This is a genomic window from Haloarcula hispanica ATCC 33960 (genome assembly GCF_000223905.1).
GTDB classification, from domain to species: domain Archaea; phylum Halobacteriota; class Halobacteria; order Halobacteriales; family Haloarculaceae; genus Haloarcula; species Haloarcula hispanica.
On record NC_015948.1, the window covers coordinates 1,575,697 to 1,600,032 of the forward strand.

Consider the following 24,336-nt stretch of genomic DNA (forward strand, 5'->3'; position numbering starts at 1 on the left):
CAGTCGCTACTCGAACTCCCGTTTCGTTCCGCCGTCGCCGACCGCTGTCTCGACAGCCGTACTGTGGTCGGTGTCGGACCCGGGCGGCGTAATCGACTGAAGGATTTCTTCGATAACCGTTTCGGCGCTGATCTGGCTTAGTTCGGCATCGCTGTTCATAATGAGACGATGCCGCAACACCGGGAGCGCCATCTCTTTGACGTCGTCCGGAATGACGTACTCCCGGCCGTTCAGACGAGCGACTGCTTTGGCCGTATTCTGCAGGGCGATTGTCGCCCGCGGTGAGGCCCCGTGAACGACGTTTCGGTGGTCCCGTGTCGCGCCGACGATAGCGAGAATGTACTCCTTGATGCTGTCTTCGATATGCGTCTCGGGGACGACTGACCGGGCGTCCAGAAGTTCGCTCCGGGAGATAACCTGCGAGATAGAGTCCGCGTCAAGCGTCGGGTTCGCGTCGAATCGGTCGAGGATCGCGCGCTCTTCCTCGGAGTTGGGAATCTCGGTGACGAGTTTCATCTGAAACCGGTCGCGCTGGGCCTCCGGGAGTTTGAACGTCCCTTCCATCTCAAGAGGGTTCATCGTCGCAACGACCGTAAACGGCGTCGGGAGTTCGAGCGTCGACCCTTCAATGGAAACCTGTCCCTCCTGCATCGCTTCGAGGAGTGCGCTCTGTGTTTTCGGCGGCGCGCGGTTGATCTCGTCGGCGATGACCAGATTGGTAAACACTGGGCCTTTCTGCAGCTCGAACTCGCCGTTTCGCTGGTGATACACCGTTGTTCCGGTGATATCCGCAGGGAGGAGGTCGGGCGTCATCTGGATCCGGGAGTGCTGGAGATCCGTCGCGTTGGCGACGAGCGTGGCGATCGTCGTTTTCGCGACACCGGGGACCCCCTCCAGAAGCACATGACCGCGTGTAAGCATGGCGACAGTAATGTGTCGGAGAACTTCCTCGTTACCGATAAGAACTGTCTCCGTCTCCTCCTTGAGACGGTCGTACAGCACCGACGGATCAGTCATTGCGTTGACGTTCGGCCCGCTGTTTAATAATGGCTTCCGTTACTCGCTCTACCTGTGCGGTCTCCCAGTCTGGATGACTGGCTCTGAGATACTTCTCAACGCCGTCCCTGGAGAGATTCGGGTCCGGATCGCCGCCACTGTATTCCCGGAGACGATCCCGGAGATGCTCGTCGAGACGGCGGTCGTACGCGAGCAGCGCCCCGACCAGCACGACGCCACAGAGCAGTAACAGCGCGTCTGACCGCTGGACGGCCAGGACGGCAGCGGCCACCGGCGGGACGCTACTGGCGTGTGAGTAGTCCAGCAGTGCGTCGCCGTGGCTGGCGACGAGGTTCCGGACGAACCGTCGGTTGTCACCGCGTTCGAGCATCGCGTTCACGAAGATGCTCGGGTCACTGACGGCGATAACCCGGCCGTCGCCGACCGGTTCGCTCGTGACGACGGGTCGGGACGCTAACTGCTCCTCGCCGTCGAGTTCGCCGTTGCCGTTGGTGTCGAGGTAGGCGTATTCGGAGGTGTTGACGAGCGTCGTCGCGTTTCCGGCTCTGACAGTCGTCCCGTAGTTGAGGACGACAGTATCGACGCCGGCAGTCTCCGGATAGTCGCCGGCAGGCGTCGCTTCCGGGAGCGAGGAGTTGCGGTAGTAATTTCGGTTGTCGTACACCGGGCGACCGTCAAAACGCGCGTCAGCACCGACGGCAGCGAGCAGGGCATTCCCTTCTGGGCGGTAATCCTCGGCAACGACGAGTGTCCCACCGCTTCGAACGAACTCCGCGATTCGTGCCCGCTCGCTCGACGAGTACGGCTCCGCCGGCGAGAGAACGACCGCAACGGTGGTGTCCGTGTCACTCGTCGGATACTGACTTACGTTCGTTCCGACGGTCACGTTTGCACCGGCGTCAGCTGCGACGGTTCGAAGTTCGCCCGCCCCGTCCCACTGGGAGTTATACGCACCGAACGCTGCTGAGGACGTGCTTGCGGCGTAGACGAGCGCGATGATCGTGAGGACGGTGTAAGCGGCCAGCAGGAGCTGCGGGAGAGTGAGCGACGGTAGCCAGGAGTCCTCGGAGAGCGGTGTCAGCGCCATCAGACCAGCCCCGGCGGTAGAATCTCGAGGATCCGTTTGATGACCACGTAGGCAAAGCCAACCAGTCCGAGCCCGATGAGCCACCAGAGCCGCCGTCGCCAGCGCGGCGACACGGCCTGCGGTGCGACCAGTTCGACAGTCACGAGAAACCCGATCAGCGAGACGACGAAAAACAGCTCCAACGTCAGCGCATCCAGGAGGGTCAACACGAGGATGGTACCAAGCACCCACATGAGATGCCCGTAAATGAACTGTTGGCGCTGTCGGGTCGCCATGGTACGGCGTTCTCCTCGGCAGACAGTCAAAGTTCCGACCGACAGCTGCTGACTGAGCCATGGGTAGCGGCTAACCTAGCAGTTCGGTTCAGTCGTCGCTAGGCTGTCTCGAATCCGCCGACTCCTCGTCGGGCGTTCGCGTTCGGTCGCCGCTCGGGAGCAACGAGACCGGTGACGCCGTCAGATACGGCACCGTTGCGACGAGGGCACCGAACAGGGCGAGTGAGACGCCGCCGAGGAATATCGCTGCGAGGATAGCTGGCGGCGTCCGCGCGGAGAGGCGGAAGCCGAAGAAGACGAGCCAGCCAGCCCGCTCCAGCAACTGTAACGCGACGACCGAGAGGCCGAGAGCGAGCGCCGTCGCTGGGATCGCGATACGAGCGATGTCGGCCAGAATCGTCCGCAGGACCCGCCACTGCGTCGCGCCGGTCGAGCGATGGATGCCGATGGCCTGCCGACGCGCGTGGACCCCCTGGGCGAACGTCGCCGTGGTACTGCCGACGGTACTCAGCGCCGAGAGGACGACGAGGACGCCGAGGATCAGCTGGACGTTCCCGAACACGCCCTCGACGGAGCGTTCGATGGGCGTTCCGGACGCGTACGACCCGCTACTTGCCACGGCAGACGCCAGCCGACGATCCCCGGTCACCTCGTACTCCGCCGTGGTGAGGGTGGTCCCGTTGGCCGTCACTCGGTAGGTGTAGGTTCCAGGCTGACTTCGTCCGCCGTCCGGGGAGAACCGCGTCTGTGTGACGTTTCCGGGCGGCATGTAGACGGTCCGGTTCCGGGAGGCACCGGGGCCGATGACACCGACATTGCGTGTGATCGGCTCCTGCCAGGGGTTTGCGAGCCTGATCCTGAGGGTTGGCGTCGTCAGGACCGAGCCCGAAGACGGCGATATCGACAACTCCCCGTACAGTTCCCGCTCGGTACCACGGACGATCTGGATATCGTGTGTCGCCATCTGGTCGCCCGAACGAGCTGTTATCGTGTAGTTCCCCGGCTCGCGTGGCAGGGGAACGACGGCGACACCACTCGATCCAGTTCTGAGCGACGGCCCGTTCACCGTGACGGTGGCGTTCGAAACGCGGTCCCCCGTTTTGGTGACGACAGGAACTGAGAGACCCGATCCGGGCGGGGCCTGTGACGGCAACTGGCTCGGAATCTCGATAGCGTTCGGCGAGACGACGGTCACGGAATGGGTGTACTCCCCGGCAGTGGCGTTTGCAGTCCCCAGTTCTGTCGTGGTAAAGGAGACGGACTCGGTCCGCTCCTGTCCCGGCGGGACGGCGACCGTCGTCGTTCGCTGTTCGCCCCGATATCGGACTGTGACCTCCCGGTCAGCCCGCTCGGTACCGACGTTTCGCACGGCGACTGAGAGGTTGACTGTGTCGCCTTTCGTGACGCGTTTCGGACCCGATAACCCCGTCACGACAGCGCCTGACCGGTTGGCAGCGACGCCGTCGGCGCCGTCAATCTCCGAAACGGACCCTTTCACGCGGATCATGTGGACCTCCCCTGGTCCGGTCGCCAAGTCGGCCGCGGAGTCGAGCGGCAGAATGAGCAGGTCATCGAGCGTTCTGGGGGCGTCGTACCGCCCGACGATAGTGACCCGTCGAACCCCGGGCTTGACGCTCCCACTGACAGTCAGTTCGTCACCGACCTCGACATCGAGCGTCCGCGCGAGGTCGCTCCCGATGACGGCCTCGTCGTACCGCTGCGGTCGCTTTCCGTCGACCAACGTGGCCCCGGTGACGTTCGCGAACGCGTCGTACTCCGCTCCGTGGGCCATGTACGGCTGGCCGTCCGACACCTGGGCGTAGATGATTTCCGGGCTGGCTGGCGTCCCGTCGGCCCGCAGGGCTGCGGCGTACTCAGCGTCGAGGCGACTGTTCAGCGGATGGGGCGCACCGGCTTCGGTGATGGTCCCGGAGCCCCCTCCCCCACCCCCAAGCGGAGACGCGAGACCGGCCAGGGAGACGACCAGCAGGAACGTGATGCCGAAGACGGTCAGCGTCGCCGCCGTCGGCACGACCGAGCGCCACGACAGGAACGTCGGCGCGACCCAGTTTCGGATCCTCCCAAGCGTCGACTGCTCGGACTGGCCGGACCGGGCGTGACGGCTCCCGAGCGCGGCTGGTGGGCGGGTCGCCGCGGGGTAGGCCGCGAGCGCGCCGGCAGCGAGGCCCATCAGAACGAACACACCGGCGACGCCACCGACGACGGTCGCGCTCTGGCCCGTGACGGTAACGTCGAGTGCGATGGGGAGACCGACGTAGATCGCGACGTTGACCAGCGCCTTGATGAGGATCAGTCCGACGGCGTAGCCCAGCACCACGCCGGTCGTCACGAGGAGGCCGGCCCGAAGTGTAAACAGGAGTCCCACGCGCCACCCCGGTGCGCCGGTCGAGCGGATGACCCGTATCGCGTCGAGTCGGTCACGGACGCTCATCCGCGTGACGTTGTAGACGACGATGAGGACCAACAAGCCACCGGCGGCCGCCGCGATGCCCAGCGCCCAGAGTACCTGCTCTAAGCCGCCGAGGACGTACAGGAGCGCGCTGACCAGCGGTGCCCCTTCGCTTGGGAGGCTTCCCAGCCCGGTCCCGCTCGGACTGTGGTCGATGACGAAGTAGCCGGTGACGCCGACCTGCTGGGCGGTCGAGGCGTTCGTCGCGTACCACTGATTGGAGAGGAACGTCGTCCCCCGCTCCTGTGGGACAACGGTAAGCGAGACGGTACCGTCTGACCCGCTAACCGTTCGGGTCCGCTGCTGAGAGACCGGTCCCCGGCCGTCAACGCCGTCGGGAATCGTCGGTAATCGTCCCTCCTGCCACTGGGCCGACCCCTCGATGAGCACCCTGGGCGTATCGGGCGGGATGCCAACGAGCCGAACATCAGTCCCGCTTGTGGTCGCCGTCGCTGTCGGGAGCACGGTGACGTCCCCACCGGTTTCGGGCGGGCCGTTTTCCGCGTCGTGGTAGGTGACCGTCCCGGAGTTCGCGAGCGGCTCTGCGAACGTTTCCGAGTACGTGACTGCGGTGAACAACAGCAAGACCGTACCGATGAGAAACGCGGCCGTCACGGCGACGACGACGACGGTGAGCCGGTCCCGTCTGGACCAGCGAAACAGGAGGGCGTTTCTGTATCCCATCGGTTCGTTAGTTCGTCTCCGTGGACGGGCTCGCGTCCGGCGTCGAGGCGGCATCGGAGACGAGCGTGCCGCCGCGGATGAACAGCCGCTCGTCGAACCGCTGGGCCAGTTGGGGGTCGTGGCTGATGACGACGAGCGCGGTTTCCGTCGATTCCTTCATGCTGAACAGAAGGTTCAGCACCGACTCGGCCGTGTCCGGATCTAGCTGCCCGGTCGGCTCGTCGGCGAGGATCACCTCGGGGCGGTTCGCGAGCGCCCGTGCGATGGCGACGCGCTGTTTCTCGCCCCCGCTCAGCGTCGCAGGGTACTGGTGTTCGAGCCCGGCGATACCGAGGCGGTCGAACAGCGTGTCCAGCCAGTCTGGGTCGCGGTCGCCCGCGTGTTCCTGCGGGAGCGACGCGTTCTCGCGAGCGGTCAGATCGCCGATGAGCTGGAAGTCCTGAAAGACGAACCCGAGCGTCGTCCGCCGCAGGCTCGCGCGCTGGCGTTCGGACAGGGTACTCGCGTCCCGACCGTCGATCTCCAGTCGACCGCTAGACGGTGATTCTAGCAATCCGAGGACGTTGAACAGCGTCGACTTGCCGGCCCCGCTAGGGCCCTGAACGAGCATCGCCGCATCGGACCCGACCGAGAGTGAGACGCCGTCGAGAATCCTGGTGCCCCGTCGTGTGACACACAACTCCGAGCCGACGAGGACGGGGTCAGTCATTGTCGGCCTTTCTGCCGGCCCCGTATTGTATGCCACGGTTACATACCCGGGAGAGGTGAGGATGGGAGAGACCGTCGAACCGGGTCCGTTCAGAACTCGTCAACAACTCGTTCGGTTCCCGCCGGGCCGAACGAGGTACACGGAGTCGAGGCCGCGCGTGTCATAGACCACGTCGTTCTCGTAGCGCCACTCCGCCAGCGCCGCGGGCGTGGTCTCCTCGCTCGCTGCCGGGAACAGGTGCGCCCCTGTCGTCCCCCACGACGCCCGCGACAGCGTCGGGCAGTTGGGTTCCATCCCACCACCGAGCCACCGGGCGGTCGGCTGGTACGTTCCGTTGGACGCGCTCGGATAGTACAGATCGACGATACGGCTGAACGGGTGGTCGGACGCCCACTGCTCGTCGACGTGGTCCGCGGTAAACGTCGCGGCCGCGAACTGCGATTCGGTCGCCCCAGTCGGGAACGCGAGCGTGTCGAGATTGACGAAGGCGATAGGCATCGTCGCAACTGCGGCAACCACGACGACGACCGTCAGGACTGTTGCGAGTCGGTGGCTGTGAGTCTTCGGCGTTCCAAGCCCGCCGTCCGGCGACCCCCGGTAGGCGACCGACGCGACGCCGATGCCGGCGAGGACGAACACGGGCAAGTGAACGAACGTCTGGCCGCGGAGCGCGGTCCCGTAGTACTCCGGCGTCAGCGAGGCGGTCAGCGAGAAGTACACGATGACAATCGGCGCCAGCAGCAACGCCAGCACGACCGGCCCGATCAGCCGGCGGTCGCGGCTCGCAAGTGGGAGGCCGACGACTGCAAACACAACCGGGACAGCGAAAGCCGCGACGAGCACCAAGAGGCCGGCCGGCGTGGTCTGTGTCCCGGGAAACACGGTCTGTACCGCGTTCGCACCCAGCGTCAGGAACCAGAGACCGACCGCGCCGCCGATGGTCACCCGCTGCAGGCGAGCGCTCGTCCGCTGGAACCAGACCAGTGTCGCCACCAGAACGACGACCCAGGCCAGGAACAGCCCCGGATACGCACTGACACGGTCGACGTACGGGACCTCCAGAAGCGAGCGTTCTGCAATCCGGTAGTACCCCCACATGTACACCCAGAAGCCCGCGACGGCGACGAGCGCAGTGACGGCGTCACGACGCGACGGAATCCTGGCGAGATGGGCGGCTAGCACCCCCGTCAGTACCAGCGCAGCGATGAGCGAGCTGAACGTATGCAGGAGCGGGAAGGCAGCGAACAGGACGACCACAACTGCGCCCCATCGACGCCTGTATCGCTCCGTCGTGAGCAACCGATGGACGGCAATCGCAAACAGCGGCAGCAAGAGAAACGCCAGCGCTTCCTCGTCCGTTTGTCCGGTCCGCCGGAGATAGATGCCTTCCACCGCGAGCCCCATCCCGACCACGCCCATCGCCAGCGTCGTCCGCGAGTGACGCCACCGACTCGACTGTGCGAGTCGTTTGACCAGCGCCATCGCCGTCAGGCAGGACGCTGCACCGGTGACCGCGACGACCAGCTGTGCGATGTACAGTGGCCGCTCGCCGGTGAGTGTGCCGACGACGGTCAGAACAGCGGTAAACACGATGTTGTCAGCGCGGAAGCGTCTGAGCGGAAACGTCCCCGTTTCGAGCGTGTCCCTGGCCAGAGCGACGTAGCCGAACCCGTCTAGCGTTGAGGGCAGCGGCGTCCAGTGGAGCGTCGTCAACCGGGCCGCGACTGCCACGGCCAGCACAGCCACGATGAGCAGCAATCGCCCCTTCCGGCCGTCACTCATTGGCGGGTCCTACAGCGGGTGGGTGTAAGATAGTTACCGCATTTCGACGGCCGACTCGGGAGCCCTGACAGTCTCTCGGTCTACCGCTAGCCCTGTCGAAAATCCGGGATTGCTGCCGGGCTCTAGACACACCTGGAGTGTCCATGACGATTGGCGGTCACTGGTCCCCGTTCGACTTGATCTTGCGGGCGCGTTCGACGGCCGCCTCCGCGCGTGACGGATCAACCGATGTCGGTGCGAACGCCGCCGTCTCGAAGGCTTCAACCACCGTTTCGATATCCGCCATGCGTTCCTCGGGAACGCCGTGTTCCTGGCTCTGCTGGAGGAGTTCCCAGTGTGTCGCCCCCTCGTCAATACCGTTTTTCACCGCTAGCTCATCGTGGACTGCAGTGTACGCTACCATCGCTGCGGCGTCGTAGTCCCCGCCATCCAGATACGTATCGACGCGGTCCGCAAACGTCGGACTCGTCGCGTTCGATGGCGTCGTCGCCTGGTCGGGTCCACTCATCGATACCTCAGTTGCCTCCACTGAGGAAGTCGCGTTCACATCCTGGGATTGGCGGCGCCGCGACACGATAAACCAAGCCCCGACGACAACTGCAAGCGCTACCCCGCCGCCCAGGACGGGCAGCCAGCTGTATCCGATGATCCCGTTCCCAAAGGCTACTTCCGGGTTCTCGTCAGAGCCGAACAGTATCGCTACCAGGGTATCGATAAGCAGATCCCTGTCCGAATCGGAGCCGACCGGTGGGTTTCCGCCGCCGGCTCCTGCGGCCAGCGTTGTCGTTGCGGTCGCGTTACCGAGGTTCGAACTCGGTTCGTCGTACGTAGCGGTAACGGTAACTGTCTCGTTGTTCTGCGGATATTCGAGGACGGTCTGGAACGACCCGTTCCGGTTCGTCTCGACGAGTTGGGTGCCGCCAGCACCGACCTGCAGGCGTACCGGGCGACCCGCGACAGGGTCCCCGGCAACGGTCTGGAGTTGCCCCCTGGCAAGGGCCCCATCATCCGTGCGTGACGCACTCACGGAGAGGGTCGTCTGAGTCTCGACGACGACAACAGGGGTCTCCGACTGGACGCCCGCAATCGCTCGGTTTTCGTACGGAACCCGAGCGACAACTACACGCTCACCGTCGTTTACCGACGCTGGGGCTCGGGTCGATGCTGTCGCCGTTCCGTTCGGTCCGGTCGTCGTTCGTGCAACGACAGTATCACCAACGGTGAACTCGACCGGTACTCCGTCGACACCTCTCGACTCGACTGTCACGGACGCCGTGGCGTCGAATCGGTCGCCGTACCCTACCGTCCCCGGTGCGATGTCGCTCGTCGCGTTCGGCGTCACCTGTTTCACGTCAATCGTGAACGTGGTGTCGTCGGACAGGTACACTGAGTCGGTATCCGGGACGTACTTGACCGGGACGGACTGCGACCCGAGTCTGGCTGAGCGTGGCCGGTACTGGGATTCGAACACACCGCTGGCATCAGTTCGAACAGTTTGTGTCCGGTTCCCGATCCTGAGTTCGACCACCTCGTCTGCGATGACCGAGCCGTTCTCAGTCCGTATCTGGCCGGAGACCGTTCCGGGATCGCTGAACGATGCAGTCGAGTCTATCGCCTGAACTGTGAGCGTCGTCCCAACGAGTGTCTCTTCGCGGATAACCGCCTGCGTCGTCGTAATGTTCTCTGTCGTCTCATTGATCTCGGTCTGTCCCGAAGAGAGGTCGACAGACGTGGTGTTCTCTATCCGTTCGAAGTTCCGGTTCAGTTCTCGGCTCCTATCGCTGATGTTCGACGCCGTTCGCTCCATCGCACGCGCAGTGATGCGGGCCTTGCTTTCGTTACCGCGCTCGCGTGCCGCCTGATACGCCGTATATTGCTGGCGGTACCGCTGTACCTCGTTCGTGAGATTCCGCTGGTTCTCGCGCGCGGCCTCGAACTCCCTTGCAGCGGTGTCGTCCGTAGCCGAGGACGTGTCACCGGCAACGTCGACGTACTGCTCTAGACGCTTGTCGTAGTCGTCGCCGAGGACCGACCGAGCCTGGTCGTACTGGTCGTTCGACAGCGCAATACTGCTGTTTTCCAGCCGCCCCCCCATCGTCCGAGCCAACCAGGCGGCCGTTTCATCGCCGTACTCGCCGTCCGACACCGAATCCGGGTTTTCCTGTTGTGTCTCGTTGTCGTCCGTCGGCGTCTCCACCTGCCGGTTCAGAGCCGGACCCCCATCGTCGGTCCCCATCGCTGCCACCCCACCAGCACCCGCTGTAAGTCCAAGTATTGTCAGGGTGACGAACACGGCCCACGACTGGCTCCGGAACACACCGAGTTATTCCGCTGGTTTGATAAAATGCGTTCGGTTGACTCACCGGAGTCGGTCGCAGTCACGTACCGTGGCAGAGAGGGACGCAATCAGCTATTTTTTTACCGTGCCGACATGACTCATTGCCAATGGCTGAAACCCAGACGTGGAAACTACTCTTGCCACGTCAACTCCGCCACCTCCCGGCCGATCTGGCAGGCGTTATCGGCGTGGTGATTCTGACGAATCTGGCTGCCCTGCTGCCGGTCATCTCCGACACGCCGGTCCGCATCGTCGCCGGGCTCGTGTTTGTCCTCTTCATTCCCGGCTATGCGTTCATCGCAGCGCTGTTTCCGGAGGCCGGGAGCGGCCCCACGGCCGACGACGAGACCGTTTCGGATCCACGAGCCGACGGAATCGACGGTATCGAACGGGTCGCACTCTCGTTCGGACTCAGTATCGCCCTCGTTCCCTTGGTCGGCCTGGTATTGAATTTCACGCCGTGGGGTATCCGCCTGCTTCCGATTCTCGTGTCGCTCAGCGGGCTGACGCTCGTGTTGACCGCTGTCGCGGCTGTTCGACGCTGGGCGGTACCCGCTGACGAACGGTTTCGTGTCCCGTATCGTGCGTGGCTCAGTGCCGGACGTGCGGAGTTGTTCTCGCCGGCCTCACGGACGGACGCGGTCCTGAACGTGCTGTTGGTCCTGAGCATCCTGCTTGCGGCCGCCAGCGTCGGCTACGCGGTCACGGTACCAAAGGACGGCGAGCGGTTCAGCGAGTTCTACCTGCTGACCGAAGACGAAGACGGGGAACTCGTCGCTGACGGCTATCCGACGGAGTTTCAGCAGGGCGAAGGTCGCTCGTTGATCGTCGGTATCGGGAATCAGGAACACGAACGGACAGAGTACACCGTAGTCGCCGAGTTACAACGCGTCGAGCGCGTCGGCAACGAAACCCAGGTCCGGGAACGGTCGGAACTTCGGCGCTTCCAGCCGACCCTGGGCCACAACGAGACCTGGCACCGCCAGCACGAAGTGACGCCCGAGATGACTGGGGAGGGGCTTCGGCTCCAGTACCTGCTGTACCGCGGGTCACCACCTGAGACCGTGGACCAATCGACTGCGTACCGGGAAGTCCACCTCTGGGTGAACGTAACCGGCTGACCCAGGTTCTCGTAGCGAGCAGCGCTCCCCCAGGTAAAACAGGGACCGACTTACTGCCCATTCTTTTGAGATCTAACCCGGCAAACAGCTTTTCCTTGCCTGGATCATTGGTTTCACCGTGTACCCCGCAGGCCACTTCCTCCTCGCAGCCGTCCCGCTGACGGCATACATGGTGGCTCGGTGGCGTCGACTCCCGTCTGGGCCGATGGTACTGCTCTTGCTTGTTGCGACGCAACTCCCGGACGTAATCGACAAGCCGCTCGCGTGGACGGTCGCTATTCTTCCGAGCGGGCGTATGCTTGCCCATTCGCTGGTCGTCTCGCTACCCGTCCTCACCATCCTTGTACTGCTGGCTGCACGCCAGAGCTACGGACGGCACGCAGTGGTGTTTTCCGCCGGCTACCTCTCACACATCGCCGGCGACTTCTATCCGATTGTGCGGCTCGGGACGGACTACTACTTCTTTCCGAACCTGTTCTGGCCGCTGTTGTCGGCAACCCCCGATAGAACGCCGTCGTTTGCGGCGCATTCGCCCGACAGTCTACTCTCGCTTGCCGTCCCTGTGATCGTCTTCGGACTGGCCATCAGCTACAGCCTCGTGACGGTGTACTGGAGATACGAGCAGGTCTCAGCCGAAATACCACAACGGTAAAGCGTTCGCGGCCAACGGTCGTTGCTACTGAAGCAGTGGGTCTCAAGCGGCGGATTTCGAACTACCCGTCAGATATCAAAGCTACCGTTCCCGCCTCTGGAGATCGCGGAGTGAAGCTGAAACGCCTGTCTCAAACTGGGGTCGCCGATTCGATCGGTGCTTCGCCGCAGCTGACACAGATATACTCTTCGTCGACGGTGAGCACGACCGGTGAGTTACACTTGATGCACTTGATTTTCGCCGCACGGGATGGCTTTGCGTAGTCCCCCATTGTATGTACCTTACATAGCAATGTTATATGTAAAATGACATAAAATTACCCCTTTCAGCAATATTGTATCCGCAGCCGCTAGGAGGGGATAACTCAGTTATGCAGGAAAGCTAGCTCCGGCTAGTACACAACAGGAGAGAAATCCGTCAGAGAAAGAGATTCGTCAGAGAATAGACAAATGCCGCGTAAACTGTGGAAGTTCCTCAGTCCCGACGTGCCAGGAATCCAGCGCCTAGCAATGCTAGCACCGCGACGAGGACGGTGAAACCGGGGCCGCTCGAACTCGTGGTCTCGACCGAGCCCTCCGTTCCGGTTGTGTCTGTCTCATCAGGTTGCTGTGCCCCACCACCTGCGGTCGTGGCTGCTTCCGTTGGCACCTCTCCGTCTTCAGTCTCGACTGTCTCAGTGTCGTCGGTGTCGGTCGTAGCTTCGTCCTCAGTGTCTTCTTCAGTCCCCTCGGTATCGGAGTCGTCGTTCCCACTATCGTCATCGCTATCTCCGCTATCGCTGTCATCGCTCCCGTTATTGTTGTCGTCGTTGTCGTTGTTGTCGTTGTCGCCGTCACCGTTGTTGCCATCACTCCCGTCGTCGCCGCCGCCGTTGTTGCCATCACTCCCGTCGTCGCTATCGTCATCATCGTCGCCGGAATCGGTTTCGTTCGACTGTGATAGCGTGACTGTCCCGGTCGCGGAGTTGATATCGTTTGAGTCTTCGCCAACAGCGACGTGAACATACGTGTACGTCCCGTTTGGCCAGGAGTCGAGTGTTTCGACGTCGACGGTGGTATCGGAGGCACCGGAGACCGTCGTCGACGAGGCGTGCATCACGTCATCACCGGTCGAATCCGGCGATGCTTCGGAGAGAACGAACCCGAACAGCCCGATCAGTCCCGCTGACGGCATCGCTCCTGCTGCCGTCGAGTCCTCACCGGTGAGGGTAGCGTCATCGTCGGCCGACGAGACGCCGTTGACGCCGTCGAAGGAGTTCTCGACCGTGACTTGGTCTTCCGAGAAATTCTCATCGATTTCGCCGGTCACACGGACGGTGCTCGTCCGCTGTTGGAGTTCGTCCTCGTCGAGTAGCAACACAGCGTGCGTGACAGAGTCGTCCTCCAGTTCGGTCTCGATATCGAGCGAGACGTTATCGCCAGCGGTGATATCGTCGGAGGTCGCATCGACCGTCGACGGGCTTTCCTGAACCAGCGTCTGTTCGACGCCGACGACGGTCACGTTCCCATCGACCGAGACATTGTTGTCCGAAACGGACATGCCCTGTCCGTCATCGACAGTGACCAGGACGAAGCCGTAGGCACCGCCCGAGTCAGGCGTGTACGAGGTTTCGAGCGCACCGTTGTCATCTATCGAACCGACACCGTCTCCGTCGTCTAGCAGTTCGACCGAGTTGGCGTTGGAGTCGTTCGTAAAGATACTGGCCAGATCGGTTCTGACGCTTCCCTCACTAAACCCGGCCGAAGATGGGTTTTCGGAGAGTCTGACAGCGAGCAGTTGCGCCTCGTCACCAGCAAGTCCCGTCGTTCCAGCCCCGGTCGTTGATTCGAACCGAAGGTCTACTGATTCGCCCGTCTCGTGAATCGTGTACTCCTCCCTGTTGAGAGGGACGTCACCTGTCTGGGCAGACTCGATGTTGATGTACGTCTCCGGGGCTGCTATCGCCGTTGGGCCGGTGGAGGACGTCCGAAGCGGGAGCAGCGACCGTTCCCAGACATCCACGTTTTCCGTCACCGCTGTCGTTTGCCCTTCATCGACTGGCGTTGCCGCCGCCGACGTTACCGACAGGGGGGCGGCTAACACCAGCAGCACTGTGATCGCACAAATTACAGTGCGTTTTCCGTTTGTTGTTTTATACATTACTGAATTTTTTCGGAGGGGTGCGGTATAATTCTTATGCAGTGACATTCGACGCTACACAGTGTCATATGACGGTTACAAAACACGTACCTGCTGTCCGGGGATTTACAGCGCGAATCGTGAGTCGTGTCTCGGTAAATTACCTATTCGCATTCATGACAGGTTCCCGAGTTGATGGATTCCTTATAGTAAATGCTCGACAGCGGACCCGGGTTTAACAGCAATCGGCCAACAGTCGGCCGTGTCATCGAGTAGAATCTGCACACGTCGGCGCACAAAGAGGAGCTGTGTTCGGTGAACACCACCAGTAAAGGCCGCCCGATCAGTTACTCTCCGTCCTCTTCGTCGTCGTCCCCAGCATCACTCGGTCCGCCAGCGTTGTCCGGGGGACCGCCACCGTTGCCCGGGCCACCACCATTATCAGGGCCGCCGCCCGGACTCACTGCCACCGTGCCGGTATCCGAGTTGAGAGTCCCGGTTTCGTTACCGACTGCGACGTGGACGTACTGATACGCACCGTTTGGCCAAGAATCCAGGGTCTGGACCGTCACGTTGGCGTCAGCGTCACCGCTGACAATCGTTGCAGAGGCATGGATAACGTCCCCGCTAGCGTCCGATTCGGCCTCGGAAACCACCGTGCCGAACAGCCCCTGCAACCCGATTGCAGGTATCGACTGGTTCTCGGAGAGGGTGAAACTCCCCAGTCCAGTGTTGCTCTCAACCGTCCCAACACCGCTGATGTTATCGAAAGAATTCTCGACGGTGATCTGGTCAGCCGAGAAGCTCTCGTTCAGTTCGCCCGACACAGTCACCGTGCTCGACTGCCGCTGGAGTACGCCCTGTCGGACCAGCAGGACCGCGTGGGTGGCGTTTTCGTCTTCCATCTCAGTGTCGACAGCCAGCGTGACGTTGTCGCCGGGGTTGACCGGGTTCTGGGTCCGCTCGACGTTCGAGACGTTGTCCTGCACCACGGCCTGTTCGACACCGACGACGGTCACGTTCCCGTTGACGGAGACGTTACCGTCCGATACCGATAGCCCTTCATCGCCCTCGTCGACAGTCACCAGAACGAAGCCGTATGCGCCGCCCGATTCGGGGGTGTAGGACGCCTGCAGTTCGCCATCCTCGTCTATCGTGCCGACGTCTTCCGCGTCATCGAGTAGCTCCGACGACGTAGTGTCCGAGTTATTTGCGAAGACATCTTCGAGGGAAGCGCGGGAGATGTTACTGGCGTTTGTCTCTGCCGTAGTCGGTGCTTCATCCAACTTGACAGCCAGCAGTTGCGCCTCGTCGCCGGCAAGTGCCCTCGTTCCGGCACCGATTCTGGGTTCGAAGGACATGTTTATTGACTCGTTGCGCTCGTGGATCGTCATCGTCCGCTTGTTGAGCGGCAAGTCGCCAGTCGCAGCTGATTCGACGTTGAGGAACGTCCGCGGTGCCACTATCGTGGTCGGCCCTTCTGACGTCGTTCGGAGCGTGAGCGGGGACCGGTCCCACACGTCGACGTTTTCGGTCACCGAGAGCGACTGGCTCCCAGCGACGGGGGTTGCCCCAACAGTGGTCGTCACTGATAACGGACCAGCGAGTACCAACGCGACTGCCATGACGAAGATGACAGCCGGCGTTATTATTGGTGTTTTTACCATTACTGAAACATTACTGAAGCCTGTGGTATATTTCTTGTGCAGTGATACTATTCTGTGGCCTTTAGAAGCCTTCTGGGCCGAGATAGTACATGAACTGAGGTATAATTGATTGTTTTCCTGTAGTTATTAGTTTTTGATATATATTCACAAATAAGATGGTAACTAACCGATGCTAAAAGAGCCTAAATAATGTCTCAGTAACTGTAGTCCGCGTTTAGAGCGGTACTTACTGAACTGATCTGGGGCAATTCACGGGAGAGCCAGCTTCATCGGGCTGGTGTCACAGGGTGCCACATCGCTGAGACACGTCTCTAGCAGATCGGTTCGGAGAATTGCGAGGGAAGATCGCTCCGTGCGAGTCTTCCGGCACCGGTCGGCCGTCGTCTTCAGAGCGAGACACCATCGGGGTCGAGGGCGTACTCGCGACCGTGACGATGGCCGCTCACTGTTTGCGAGGGACCGCGTCGGTCCAACAGTGCGAGGGAAGGGATTTGAACTACGCGGAGACGGGCAACCGCCTTCTCTCGTTCAAACCCTTCCGTGTGCATCCTTCGGCGCCGCGTTGTGCGGCCCCTATACGATGCGAGGGAAGGGATTTGAACCCTTGGACCCCTACGGGAGCGGATCTTGAGTCCGCCGCCGTTTCCTGGCTTGGCTACCCTCGCACGCGTAGTGCATTCGGTACACATGGCGGTACGGTATAAATGTCGTACGGAAGCGACTCAAGGCCGGTGGGACAGTATGTCAGTAATTGAAAGCGTTTGCGTACTGGCCGCACTGCCGCCGCGCGATCAGGTGGGCATTGCGTTCCAATGGCGACTGTCGCCGATAGAACCGGTGGTTTGACCCACCGTGAACAAGTAGCGTAGGCATGGACGACCACACGCGCGACCCGACCGTCGAGGCCCCCGACGGGAACCCTTCGGGCTGGCGAACCGACGGTCAATGGGAACACGAGACGCTCAGGCGGGCCGTCGTCCACGGCGTCCGTCTGTACAACTCCGGGGAGTTCCACGAATCACACGACTGTTTCGAAGACGAATGGTACAACTACGGCCGCGGGAACACGGAGAGCAAGTTCCTCCACGGGATGGTGCAGGTCGCCGCCGGCGCGTACAAGCACTTCGACTTCGAGGACGACGACGGGATGCGATCGCTGTTTCGCACATCGCTGCAGTACTTCCGTGGCGTCCCCAACGACTACTACGGCGTCGACCTGCTAGATGTGCGGACGACGGTGACGAATGCGCTGTCGGACCCGTCAGCGCTCCAGGGCTGGCAGATCCGTCTCGACGGCGAGTATCCGACGTGTCGCCCGGAGGACATCGAGTTCGCTGAGTCGCTCGAACATTGACCGAATCCGGATAATTCTAAAGGCTGGAAGCGTTAGCACGGACAGATGCGAATCGAGCAACTGGGAGACGGGGTTCCGGAGGTGGCCGTCGTGGGAAGCATCCACGGCGACGAACCGTGCGGTCGGGACGGCATCGAAGCCGTCCTTGCCGACCCACCGGAGGTCGAGCGACCGGTCAAGTTCATCATCGCGAACGAGGCCGCCCTCGACGCAAACAAGCGATATCTCGATACGGACCTCAACCGATCGTTCCCAGGCGACGCTGACAGCGAGTCCCACGAGACACGGCTGGCCGCGGCTCTCGCCGCAGAACTCCACGATTGCACCGTGCTTTCGCTGCACTCCACACAGTCCTACGACGGAATGTTCGCCCTCGTCGACGACCTCACGCCGGAAATGGAGGCACTCTGTAGCGCCCTCTCCGTGGACGCCGTCGTTCAGACGAAAGGCGCAAATGAGGGGCGATTGTTCGCGACGGTGGACTCAGTCGTCGAAGTCGAATGTGGCTATCAGGGCTCCGCGGAAGCCGCCGAGAACGCGGAGCAGGTCATCCGGGAGTTCCTCGCTGCCACTGGAGTCACCGCGGAGTCACCTCAACAACGGGAGACCTCACTCCCAGTGTTCCAGCTTGGCGAGCCGATTCCGAAGGCAGCAGCAGAACAGTACGAGGTGTTCGTCCGGAACTTCGAGCCGGTGCCAGAGGGTGACCCTGTGGCAGCAGCCGACGACGAAACTGTCGTCGCGGAGGAGGCCTTCCACCCGGTGTTGCTCTCAGCCTACGGCTACGAGGACGTGTTCGGCTTTACCGCGGATCAGATCGGGATGCTTGACTGAGACGGGTTTGCCGCGGGGTTCCGGTCCGGTCGTGACTTCACCGTCGGATTAGTCATCATTCTGGGCGACGACTTCGTACGAGGTGTACTCGATCTTGTCCGAGTCGCCCGAAAGCACCGGATCGAGTAGCTCGTCCTCACAGCATGAGAGATGCGGGAACAGCACGAACCGTTCTTGCAGGGGTATTTGTGGGGCGGTTGATTCTGGGAGGAATCGTGCTACGTTAGGACGGCAGGCGACGTTTCGACCGATACGATTGAGCTATCGTCCTGTTCGTCTTCGTCCCCGTTTTTACAGAGAGAGGTGTACAGAAGAGGTATGCACGAACGCGCTTCGGAATTTGCGGACCGGGCCCGTGACCGATACGGGGTTGACCTCGATGTCTCGGAATTCGAGTCGGGAACGGAAACAGCCGCAGCGGCCGCCGAGGCCATCGGCTGCGAGACGGCCGCCATCGCATCGACCATCGTCGTCGCACTTGCAGGCAGCAATCGCGACGGTGACCTCGTCGCCGCAATCACGAGCGGTGCGAACCGTCTTGACCTTGACGCGGTCGCGAACCACTACGGTGCAGAAACCGCGTCGATGGCCGACCCGGGCGACATTCGGAGCGTCGTCGGCTGGAGCATCGGCGGCGTCCCCCCGATCTGTCACGATACGGCCCTCCCGACCACGGTCGACCCGACACTGACCCACTACGACGTTGTTCACGCTGCCGCCGGCACGCCGAGCGCGGTGTTTGCGGTCGAACCGGACCGATTGGTGGACCTCGCCGACGCCGACGTCGTCGACCTCACAGAGTAGCGCCGACGGTGCGGCCATCCATCGTTTCAGGCTTGTTGGCACTCAGACCGGGGGTCGAGTACTGGCCGCGGAACCGGCCGGTCAGTACCCGGGGAAACAGCCGACAGACGGACGAAACACAGCAGGAGCGGTTGTATCGCCAGCTGCGATGACAGATCGCGAACATACAGAAGAGGTTTACAACCGCAGATGAAACCGAGAAGACGCTACTATGCCCTCCAAGCAAGCCGTTAGTAGTCTCGGGAGTCTACTCGCCGTACTCGGACTCTCCGGGGTCGCAACAGCACAGCCTACAGCCCCGGGTGGAGGTCTTAGCCCGGCGCTCGAAGTCGTTCTCCGATTCGGTGTCGGGTTCGTCATTCTTGCAGTATTAGGTGCTGCAGCCGCCGCTATCGGCCCGAAGTATACGACTAACGCCGTGCGGGAGATTCAGAACGATCTCGGCGGCGCAATCGGCTGGGGAGTTCTCGTCGGCATTTTCCTCCCCATCGGGCTGGTGATACTCGCGCTGACGGTTATCGGCGCTCTGATCTCGATCCCCGGGCTGCTTCTCATCGGCATCCTGGGTATCATCGGTACCGGCATTACTGCCGTCTGGGTCGGGAACTCGGTTATCGGCGATGACGGGACAGTGAGCGCAACAGATGGCGTCGCTGGCGGACTGTTACTGGCCGTCCCGTTCGCAATTCCGGTCGTCGGTGGCCTCCTCCTCAACCTCATAACGCTCGTCGGCCTCGGTGTCGTCGGCCGCGGGCTGTACGAGGACTGGACGGACTGAGCGAGTTTCTCGCCCACCGTTCAGCGGTTTCTCTCTGTTGCTGACGAGTGGGTCAACTGGTACCGGGACAGCCGAGTTCGTAGGGGTCGTCGTACACCTCCGGTGGTACCGAGATTTTGGTCGGTTCGTCGAAGTCAGTGTATCTGAGCGTAATTATCGCGGTTGCGGTCGCGCCTCGCTGTGAGATTTTTAGTCGGAGTTCCGATTTTACTGGCTGGTTCGTTTCCGGGTCGAGCCAGAGTCGCGCCGTCGCGTTCTCGAGCGAGCCGCGGTTGAGCGCCATGTCGCCAGCCTGTCGGCGATTCATCAGTGACTCGATAGTCTCGGCGCTCGGGGAGGCCGTGACGAGGACAGTCCGGTTACCGTCAAGCGTCTCATTGCCCCGCCAGTAGACGTTCGAGCGTTCGAAGAGCAGTACTTGCCGATGGAGCGGTGTCGCGGTTGCCCACGGCTCGGAGCGCGAAACGTTCTCGACGCCGTAGCCGTCCCAGGGTTCCTGACAGCCCTGGTACGCTTTGTACCCGTCGACATAGGACTCAACCGTTTGGTCTTGTGTCCGCGTCGTCGCTTGCATCCGTTTTTCCGAGACGTTCACCGCACCCTCACCATCGACTCGCACGGTCCGTGACTGCTCACCGTCAGACGCAGTTACGTGCATATCCATTCCGAATCGGTACGCTTCGACGGCGGCGACAGTGCTGTTCGCCTCCTCGACGGCCGCGACGGCGCGTTCGTCGCTCGGCGGCGGACTATCACCCACGAATGTGCCACAGCCAGCGAAGAGGGCAACGAAGCAGACGGCGAGGACCAATCGTCGCATACGATACCGTCGTTCCCCGTCGGTCTAAAATATCATGGATCCGACTGGTGAGAGCCCTCAAAACAATCTGAAGTCGAGTTGGGTCTGCAGGTCCGCTACTAGAATGTACGCCGCCAGTGCGAGAACGAGCACGGAAAACCCGGTCCAGAGGTGGAGATTCACTGCACCCTCGCCGACCCACTGCGGGACTGCCGGGCGCATAACGGGCCGCTGGAGCGGCCAGAGCAAGTCCGACGACACGTACGGGTCCGGGCGAAGGAGCTGTCGGTTATCAGCCACCAGATGTGAGAGATGGGCGAACGCGAACGCCGCCCCAAGTCTAGTCCGATCCGTTCGGACCGCATAGGCGACGACGGCAATCGAGAGCGGAATCGCGAACGGAAGCGAGTGCATAAACACCCGTCCAGAGGGAATCAAATGGAGTTCGTACGCCAGTGGCTTATCGATGAAATCCGGGAACTGGCTGCCGAAGAACGTCACTGCCAGTAAGTGAAGCGTTGGGAGCTGTCGATCGCGGAGAAGGGCGTATACTGCGACGGGAAGGAGGGCGATGATGAAATGTTCGATTGGGAGGACCATTCTCTGACTCGGTAGTAGTGCTACGTTGATCTGGGAGGAAATACCTTGTGTGGGAGAGAAGTCTGCGTGTCGCATGGCATTCTCTTAACGAACAGCCAGTGCGCCCGCGGTAGTGATTCCCCACCGTGTCGAGTGCGTTCCAATTGATTCATACGGGCCTCGTGGGAAGCGGTACTCTATCGCTCTCCTACCCAGTCGCCGTCTCGTCGAGTGTCTCGAATGTCCCCTGTATTGGTATCTGAACCCGGGACACACGACGTAGCGTAGTACTGCAATCACAACCTTGTCGCAGAATAGCAGACCCCTCAGCCACCTCCACGACAGTACACAGTCGTCCGAATAGATATATTCACAGAAAGGGATACACAGAGACACAAATGCCGAGTAAAACAATTAATCTCAAAGAGGAAACGTACGAGCGGTTGCGTCGTAAGAAAGGCGAAGGTGAGAGCTTTAGCGACGTTATTGATCGTATCCTTACCGAAGAGGAACATCCACTGTATGGATTGGTCGGGTTGGCAGAAGATGACGAAGTAGCGCAGAATCAAGAGAAATCCCGCTCATTCCGTGATGATGTCGATAGACGCATCAACGATGAGAGCCAGATTGAACAGTGATTCTCGATGTATGCTTTTTGACTGATTTACTCGCTGAGGACGCCGGAGCAGTTGCAAAACTCGATGAGATCTCCGATGAACTACTTGTTGTCCAACCCTAGTCTATACCGACGTCGGAATCGGTATCGACCCAACGACAACGACTGGCCAACAGTTCGATGAGATTCTCGACGACAGTCCGTTAGTGCCATACGATAGCGAAGCTGCGCGTCGTGCCGTGGACGTTCAACGTGATCTTGCTCGCTCCGGGGAACAGATTGGTGCTGTCGAGGCAATGATCGCGGGGATTGCTGTTGGCCGTGATGAACCGGACGACCTCGTATCGAGGACAGCTCAGTGACTCCGATCAAGATGCTGTTGTACTTCCTTGAAAATACCCATGTGGCCTACCGTTTTGCTGATTGTCTCGATACAGGGAGTGGATTCGCAGCAAGAGCGTACTCGTAGTACCGTCCTCCAACGTCGTCTGTATCCTACTCAACCCAACTGGTGATTCCCAGCATGGCGAGCTCGTGTAGGTAACCTTGCATCCACCGAGGGAAGAGTGCACCTGTCACCGCCCGGTGGTGAATGACGTCGTACCGCGCTCGAATCGCTCGTGTCCGGACTGTCGTATCGCTTCCCTCGTGAGCTCTCATATGGACTACGCGGCTGCTGCCGTGGGTGGTGCTTTGGGGTTGATCTGCCGTTGGTACAGGTGTGCTGGTCCTGCCTGACTGGCGGAAAGCTTGTCCCGGACACACCTGATACCGAGTGTACTGGCTGGTTGTCATTGTCTGTCCGATAGATTCTCGTCTCAGACACACCCCACACCGAGTGAAAGATCGGATCTCCACAGCGTCTCTGATGAGCGGCAAGTAAGCGGGTTTCGGGACGAAAAGCGGACTGAGACAAAAGCCGCGAAGTTGCGGGTTGCATCGAATATGCAACCCGACTGCGTTTTATAATAGTCCACAAATGGATCTCGCAGGCACGCACCAAGTACCGAGTGTACTGACCGCTGATCGTCGTTGACAGAGAGATACTCGTCATGAGCGGATCATGAACCGAACGTAAGCTGTGTATTCTCGGCCAGTCGTTCGGCGTTTACTGTAAGTGAACCGCCTCGGGGTCAAGCCCCGAGGCTTCCCGTGGTTTAGTCGGACACTCCCATCCGACCATCGGCCTGATAGCCTCGGGCGGTCGGTTGGGTCACGGTCGGGGCGTCCACGGCCCCCGATGCCCGCCGTCGCACCTTCCGAACAACGGGAAGGCTGTTGAGAGCAGGCACATTCCAATCGAGTTTCTTCACGCCTTTCACGGCGATGTTGACGCTTGCACCACGGTCGCTGTGGTCTTGATGCCCACAGTCCCGACAATTGAACCGTTTCTTGTTACGGTTCGCACGTTCCGTGTGTCCGCACATCGGACACCGTTGGCTCGTGTACTCGGGGTTAATCCACGCAGTCGGGATACCCTCGAACGACGCCTTGTACGACGTATAGAACTGGAGGGCGCGGAACGGAAGGTGGTGCAAGCGTCGGTTCATCCGCGTGCCGTAGTCGATACTGTCGCGCATCTCTTTGAGGTCTTCAAAGACGATGCACGGCTTCTCGAACTGACGACTCCACTCCACGATGTGTCGAGACACCTTGTGGAGTCGGTCACGGACGAACCGTTCCTCACGCCCTTCCAGCGTGTCGTGGATGCTGTCTTTCCCCGCGTTCTGGACGCGCTTCCGCATCGTGAAGTAGCGGTGGCGCTCGAACTTGATTTCGGGGAAGTCAATAACCAACGAGTCCTCAATGCCATCCTCGGAGAGAGCGGTGAGAGCCACGTTGTCTTCGTTCACGTCCACACCGACGACCGTCCGCGAGTCCTGCTTGTCTCGAACGGTCTGTTCGGTGTTGGTGACGTTGACGTGCAACTCAGCGTTGTCGTTGTGGAACAGGGCTTCCGCCGTCCCAATCTTCCACTCATCGCTTTCGAGTGCGGTCTGGAGAATGTCGAGGTTGGCGTCACTCCCTTTGAGGACGCCCGTGACGTGCTTGTACGGCTTCGCGCTGATGCGGAACGCCACGTCGCCGTCGTCGGTGAGCGACAGGTTGTACCCCTCCTCGTAGTTCGTTCGGAGGGGGTACGCGCCGTCCTTGGTGTGACTGGGTTTGCCGAAGTCGTCGTACTCGTAGTAGTTCTCCATCGCGCCGAGTGCTTTGGCGACGACGCGCTGTGTCGTGTTTTTCACGAGGTTGGCGTCGTCGGCTACACGGTCGGGAATCGCGTCCCAGTCGACGCCTTGCTTGGCGAGACGGATGGTTTCGTTGTACACCGACCGCGCTTCGAGGGTGGCGTCGTACAGCAGGCTCTCGTTGTCACTCTGGATGTCGAGTTGGAAGTCCAGCGTCTTGACGAGAGCCTGTGAGTCGGTCATTCTTGCTCGTTGGGTTGGACGTGACGGTAGTGGAGGAGGAGCGTGCGGAGTACGCTGTCGAAACTCGTGTGGCCCTCCTCGTCCTTGAGTTCGTCAAGGTCGTCGTACACGGTGTCGGATACCTTGAGTTGTTTCGTCACGTCTACCCCTTATTCTTCCACAGTTAAAAGTTTACTTGTGGTGGTCTGTGAGTCACTTCAAAGAATACTTTCGATTGGTC

Annotated in this window: 20 protein-coding genes, 1 tRNA gene and 1 pseudogene; 8 read left to right on the top strand and 14 right to left on the bottom strand. The window is 61.2% G+C overall.

The features are described from left to right. Positions 1-6: 6 nt before the first annotated feature. From HAH_RS07955 to HAH_RS07985, 7 genes are all read right to left on the bottom strand, one after another. Entirely contained in the window at positions 7-1,017 is a 1,011-nt protein-coding gene (locus HAH_RS07955) for an AAA family ATPase (protein WP_014040458.1), read from the bottom strand. Next, complete coding sequence (locus tag HAH_RS07960) at positions 1,010-2,104, bottom strand: DUF4350 domain-containing protein (protein WP_014040459.1); 1,095 nt, start codon at positions 2,102-2,104, stop codon at positions 1,010-1,012. The genes HAH_RS07955 and HAH_RS07960 overlap by 8 nt, the downstream gene beginning before the upstream one ends. Continuing rightward, on the bottom strand, positions 2,104-2,379 hold the full coding sequence (locus tag HAH_RS07965; RefSeq protein WP_014040460.1) for a hypothetical protein: 276 nt from the start codon (positions 2,377-2,379) through the stop codon (positions 2,104-2,106). The genes HAH_RS07960 and HAH_RS07965 overlap by 1 nt, the downstream gene beginning before the upstream one ends. Positions 2,380-2,467: 88 nt before the next feature. Beyond that, positions 2,468-5,533, bottom strand: coding sequence for an FtsX-like permease family protein (locus tag HAH_RS07970; protein WP_014040461.1), 3,066 nt, complete (start codon positions 5,531-5,533; stop codon positions 2,468-2,470). Between the two features lie 7 nt (positions 5,534-5,540). Further along, complete coding sequence (locus HAH_RS07975; protein ID WP_014040462.1) at positions 5,541-6,242, bottom strand: ABC transporter ATP-binding protein; 702 nt, start codon at positions 6,240-6,242, stop codon at positions 5,541-5,543. A 99-nt stretch (positions 6,243-6,341) separates the two neighbouring features. Further along, a complete protein-coding gene (locus HAH_RS07980; protein ID WP_014040463.1) occupies positions 6,342-8,024 on the bottom strand; it encodes a hypothetical protein in 1,683 nt (560 codons plus the stop codon). 157 nt (positions 8,025-8,181) lie between these two features. Continuing rightward, the gene (locus HAH_RS07985; RefSeq protein WP_044951849.1) at positions 8,182-10,260 is read right to left on the bottom strand and encodes a hypothetical protein; all 2,079 of its coding nucleotides are present in this window, start codon (positions 10,258-10,260) and stop codon (positions 8,182-8,184) included. A 209-nt stretch (positions 10,261-10,469) separates the two neighbouring features. Here HAH_RS07985 and HAH_RS07990 point away from each other — a divergent pair, with 209 nt between their 5' ends. Both HAH_RS07990 and HAH_RS07995 read left to right on the top strand, forming a co-directional pair. Next, entirely contained in the window at positions 10,470-11,483 is a 1,014-nt protein-coding gene (locus HAH_RS07990) for a DUF1616 domain-containing protein (RefSeq protein WP_014040465.1), read from the top strand. A gap of 169 nt (positions 11,484-11,652) precedes the next feature. Further along, entirely contained in the window at positions 11,653-12,135 is a 483-nt protein-coding gene (locus HAH_RS07995; protein ID WP_014040466.1) for a metal-dependent hydrolase, read from the top strand. Positions 12,136-12,609: 474 nt separating this feature from the next. Here the strand turns inward: HAH_RS07995 and HAH_RS08000 are convergent, their stop codons facing one another. From HAH_RS08000 to HAH_RS08010, 3 genes are all read right to left on the bottom strand, one after another. Next, complete coding sequence (locus HAH_RS08000; protein ID WP_014040467.1) at positions 12,610-14,274, bottom strand: PGF-CTERM sorting domain-containing protein; 1,665 nt, start codon at positions 14,272-14,274, stop codon at positions 12,610-12,612. A 326-nt stretch (positions 14,275-14,600) separates the two neighbouring features. Beyond that, entirely contained in the window at positions 14,601-15,878 is a 1,278-nt protein-coding gene (locus HAH_RS08005; RefSeq protein WP_044951851.1) for a hypothetical protein, read from the bottom strand. Between the two features lie 623 nt (positions 15,879-16,501). Beyond that, a tRNA-Leu gene (locus tag HAH_RS08010) sits at positions 16,502-16,585 on the bottom strand. A gap of 206 nt (positions 16,586-16,791) precedes the next feature. Here HAH_RS08010 and HAH_RS08015 point away from each other — a divergent pair. The 5 genes and pseudogenes from HAH_RS08015 to HAH_RS08030 all read left to right on the top strand — a co-directional run bounded on the left by HAH_RS08015 (position 16,792) and on the right by HAH_RS08030 (position 19,690). Beyond that, positions 16,792-17,274 carry a DUF309 domain-containing protein gene (locus HAH_RS08015; protein WP_014040469.1) on the top strand — a complete coding sequence of 161 codons (483 nt, stop codon included), beginning with the start codon at positions 16,792-16,794 and terminating at the stop codon, positions 17,272-17,274. Positions 17,275-17,319: 45 nt separating this feature from the next. Then, on the top strand, positions 17,320-18,108 hold the full coding sequence (locus HAH_RS08020; RefSeq protein ID WP_014040470.1) for a M14 family metallopeptidase: 789 nt from the start codon (positions 17,320-17,322) through the stop codon (positions 18,106-18,108). Between the two features lie 147 nt (positions 18,109-18,255). Continuing rightward, positions 18,256-18,369 (top strand): annotated as a pseudogene (locus HAH_RS20385) (IS200/IS605 family transposase); the annotation flags it as partial. A gap of 57 nt (positions 18,370-18,426) precedes the next feature. Then, positions 18,427-18,912: a YbaK/EbsC family protein gene (locus tag HAH_RS08025; protein WP_014040471.1), complete on the top strand. Its 486-nt coding sequence runs from the start codon at positions 18,427-18,429 to the stop codon at positions 18,910-18,912. A gap of 211 nt (positions 18,913-19,123) precedes the next feature. Continuing rightward, positions 19,124-19,690 (top strand): hypothetical protein, encoded by a 567-nt coding sequence (locus HAH_RS08030; protein ID WP_014040472.1) that lies wholly within the window; start codon positions 19,124-19,126, stop codon positions 19,688-19,690. Positions 19,691-19,742: 52 nt separating this feature from the next. On the opposite strand, the gene HAH_RS08035 is transcribed toward HAH_RS08030, so the two are convergent. Together HAH_RS08035 and HAH_RS08040 are read right to left on the bottom strand one after the other, a co-directional pair. Then, positions 19,743-20,510, bottom strand: coding sequence for a LolA-like protein (locus tag HAH_RS08035; RefSeq protein ID WP_014040473.1), 768 nt, complete (start codon positions 20,508-20,510; stop codon positions 19,743-19,745). A 57-nt stretch (positions 20,511-20,567) separates the two neighbouring features. After that, the gene (locus tag HAH_RS08040) at positions 20,568-21,089 is read right to left on the bottom strand and encodes a metal-dependent hydrolase (protein WP_014040474.1); all 522 of its coding nucleotides are present in this window, start codon (positions 21,087-21,089) and stop codon (positions 20,568-20,570) included. A 377-nt stretch (positions 21,090-21,466) separates the two neighbouring features. Between HAH_RS08040 and HAH_RS08045 the strand changes: the two genes are divergently transcribed. Beyond that, on the top strand, positions 21,467-21,706 hold the full coding sequence (locus tag HAH_RS08045) for an antitoxin VapB family protein (RefSeq protein ID WP_014040475.1): 240 nt from the start codon (positions 21,467-21,469) through the stop codon (positions 21,704-21,706). A gap of 1,135 nt (positions 21,707-22,841) precedes the next feature. Here HAH_RS08045 and HAH_RS08050 read toward each other — a convergent pair. Further along, positions 22,842-24,116 (bottom strand): RNA-guided endonuclease InsQ/TnpB family protein, encoded by a 1,275-nt coding sequence (locus HAH_RS08050; protein ID WP_014040476.1) that lies wholly within the window; start codon positions 24,114-24,116, stop codon positions 22,842-22,844. Further along, the gene (locus HAH_RS19925) at positions 24,113-24,256 is read right to left on the bottom strand and encodes a hypothetical protein (protein ID WP_023843275.1); all 144 of its coding nucleotides are present in this window, start codon (positions 24,254-24,256) and stop codon (positions 24,113-24,115) included. The genes HAH_RS08050 and HAH_RS19925 overlap by 4 nt, the downstream gene beginning before the upstream one ends. Positions 24,257-24,336: the final 80 nt, after the last annotated feature.

Excerpts from the sequence above, each read along its gene's own strand:
- HAH_RS08020 (WP_014040470.1), top strand. The coding sequence starts at position 17,320 with ATGCGAATCGAGCAACTGGGAGACGGGGTTCCGGAGGTGGCCGTCGTG.
- HAH_RS08030 (WP_014040472.1), top strand. The coding sequence starts at position 19,124 with ATGCCCTCCAAGCAAGCCGTTAGTAGTCTCGGGAGTCTACTCGCCGTA.
- HAH_RS07965 (WP_014040460.1), bottom strand. The coding sequence starts at position 2,379 with ATGGCGACCCGACAGCGCCAACAGTTCATTTACGGGCATCTCATGTGG.
- HAH_RS07975 (WP_014040462.1), bottom strand. The coding sequence starts at position 6,242 with ATGACTGACCCCGTCCTCGTCGGCTCGGAGTTGTGTGTCACACGACGG.
- HAH_RS08050 (WP_014040476.1), bottom strand. The coding sequence starts at position 24,116 with ATGACCGACTCACAGGCTCTCGTCAAGACGCTGGACTTCCAACTCGAC.
- HAH_RS07985 (WP_044951849.1), bottom strand. The coding sequence starts at position 10,260 with ATGGGGACCGACGATGGGGGTCCGGCTCTGAACCGGCAGGTGGAGACG.
- HAH_RS08025 (WP_014040471.1), top strand. The coding sequence starts at position 18,427 with ATGCACGAACGCGCTTCGGAATTTGCGGACCGGGCCCGTGACCGATAC.
- HAH_RS08000 (WP_014040467.1), bottom strand. The coding sequence starts at position 14,274 with ATGTATAAAACAACAAACGGAAAACGCACTGTAATTTGTGCGATCACA.
- HAH_RS08040 (WP_014040474.1), bottom strand. The coding sequence starts at position 21,089 with ATGGTCCTCCCAATCGAACATTTCATCATCGCCCTCCTTCCCGTCGCA.
- HAH_RS07990 (WP_014040465.1), top strand. The coding sequence starts at position 10,470 with ATGGCTGAAACCCAGACGTGGAAACTACTCTTGCCACGTCAACTCCGC.
- HAH_RS07955 (WP_014040458.1), bottom strand. The coding sequence starts at position 1,017 with ATGACTGATCCGTCGGTGCTGTACGACCGTCTCAAGGAGGAGACGGAG.
- HAH_RS08035 (WP_014040473.1), bottom strand. The coding sequence starts at position 20,510 with ATGCGACGATTGGTCCTCGCCGTCTGCTTCGTTGCCCTCTTCGCTGGC.
- HAH_RS08015 (WP_014040469.1), top strand. The coding sequence starts at position 16,792 with ATGGACGACCACACGCGCGACCCGACCGTCGAGGCCCCCGACGGGAAC.
- HAH_RS07995 (WP_014040466.1), top strand. The coding sequence starts at position 11,653 with ATGGTGGCTCGGTGGCGTCGACTCCCGTCTGGGCCGATGGTACTGCTC.
- HAH_RS07970 (WP_014040461.1), bottom strand. The coding sequence starts at position 5,533 with ATGGGATACAGAAACGCCCTCCTGTTTCGCTGGTCCAGACGGGACCGG.
- HAH_RS08045 (WP_014040475.1), top strand. The coding sequence starts at position 21,467 with ATGCCGAGTAAAACAATTAATCTCAAAGAGGAAACGTACGAGCGGTTG.
- HAH_RS07960 (WP_014040459.1), bottom strand. The coding sequence starts at position 2,104 with ATGGCGCTGACACCGCTCTCCGAGGACTCCTGGCTACCGTCGCTCACT.
- HAH_RS08005 (WP_044951851.1), bottom strand. The coding sequence starts at position 15,878 with ATGGCAGTCGCGTTGGTACTCGCTGGTCCGTTATCAGTGACGACCACT.
- HAH_RS07980 (WP_014040463.1), bottom strand. The coding sequence starts at position 8,024 with ATGAGTGACGGCCGGAAGGGGCGATTGCTGCTCATCGTGGCTGTGCTG.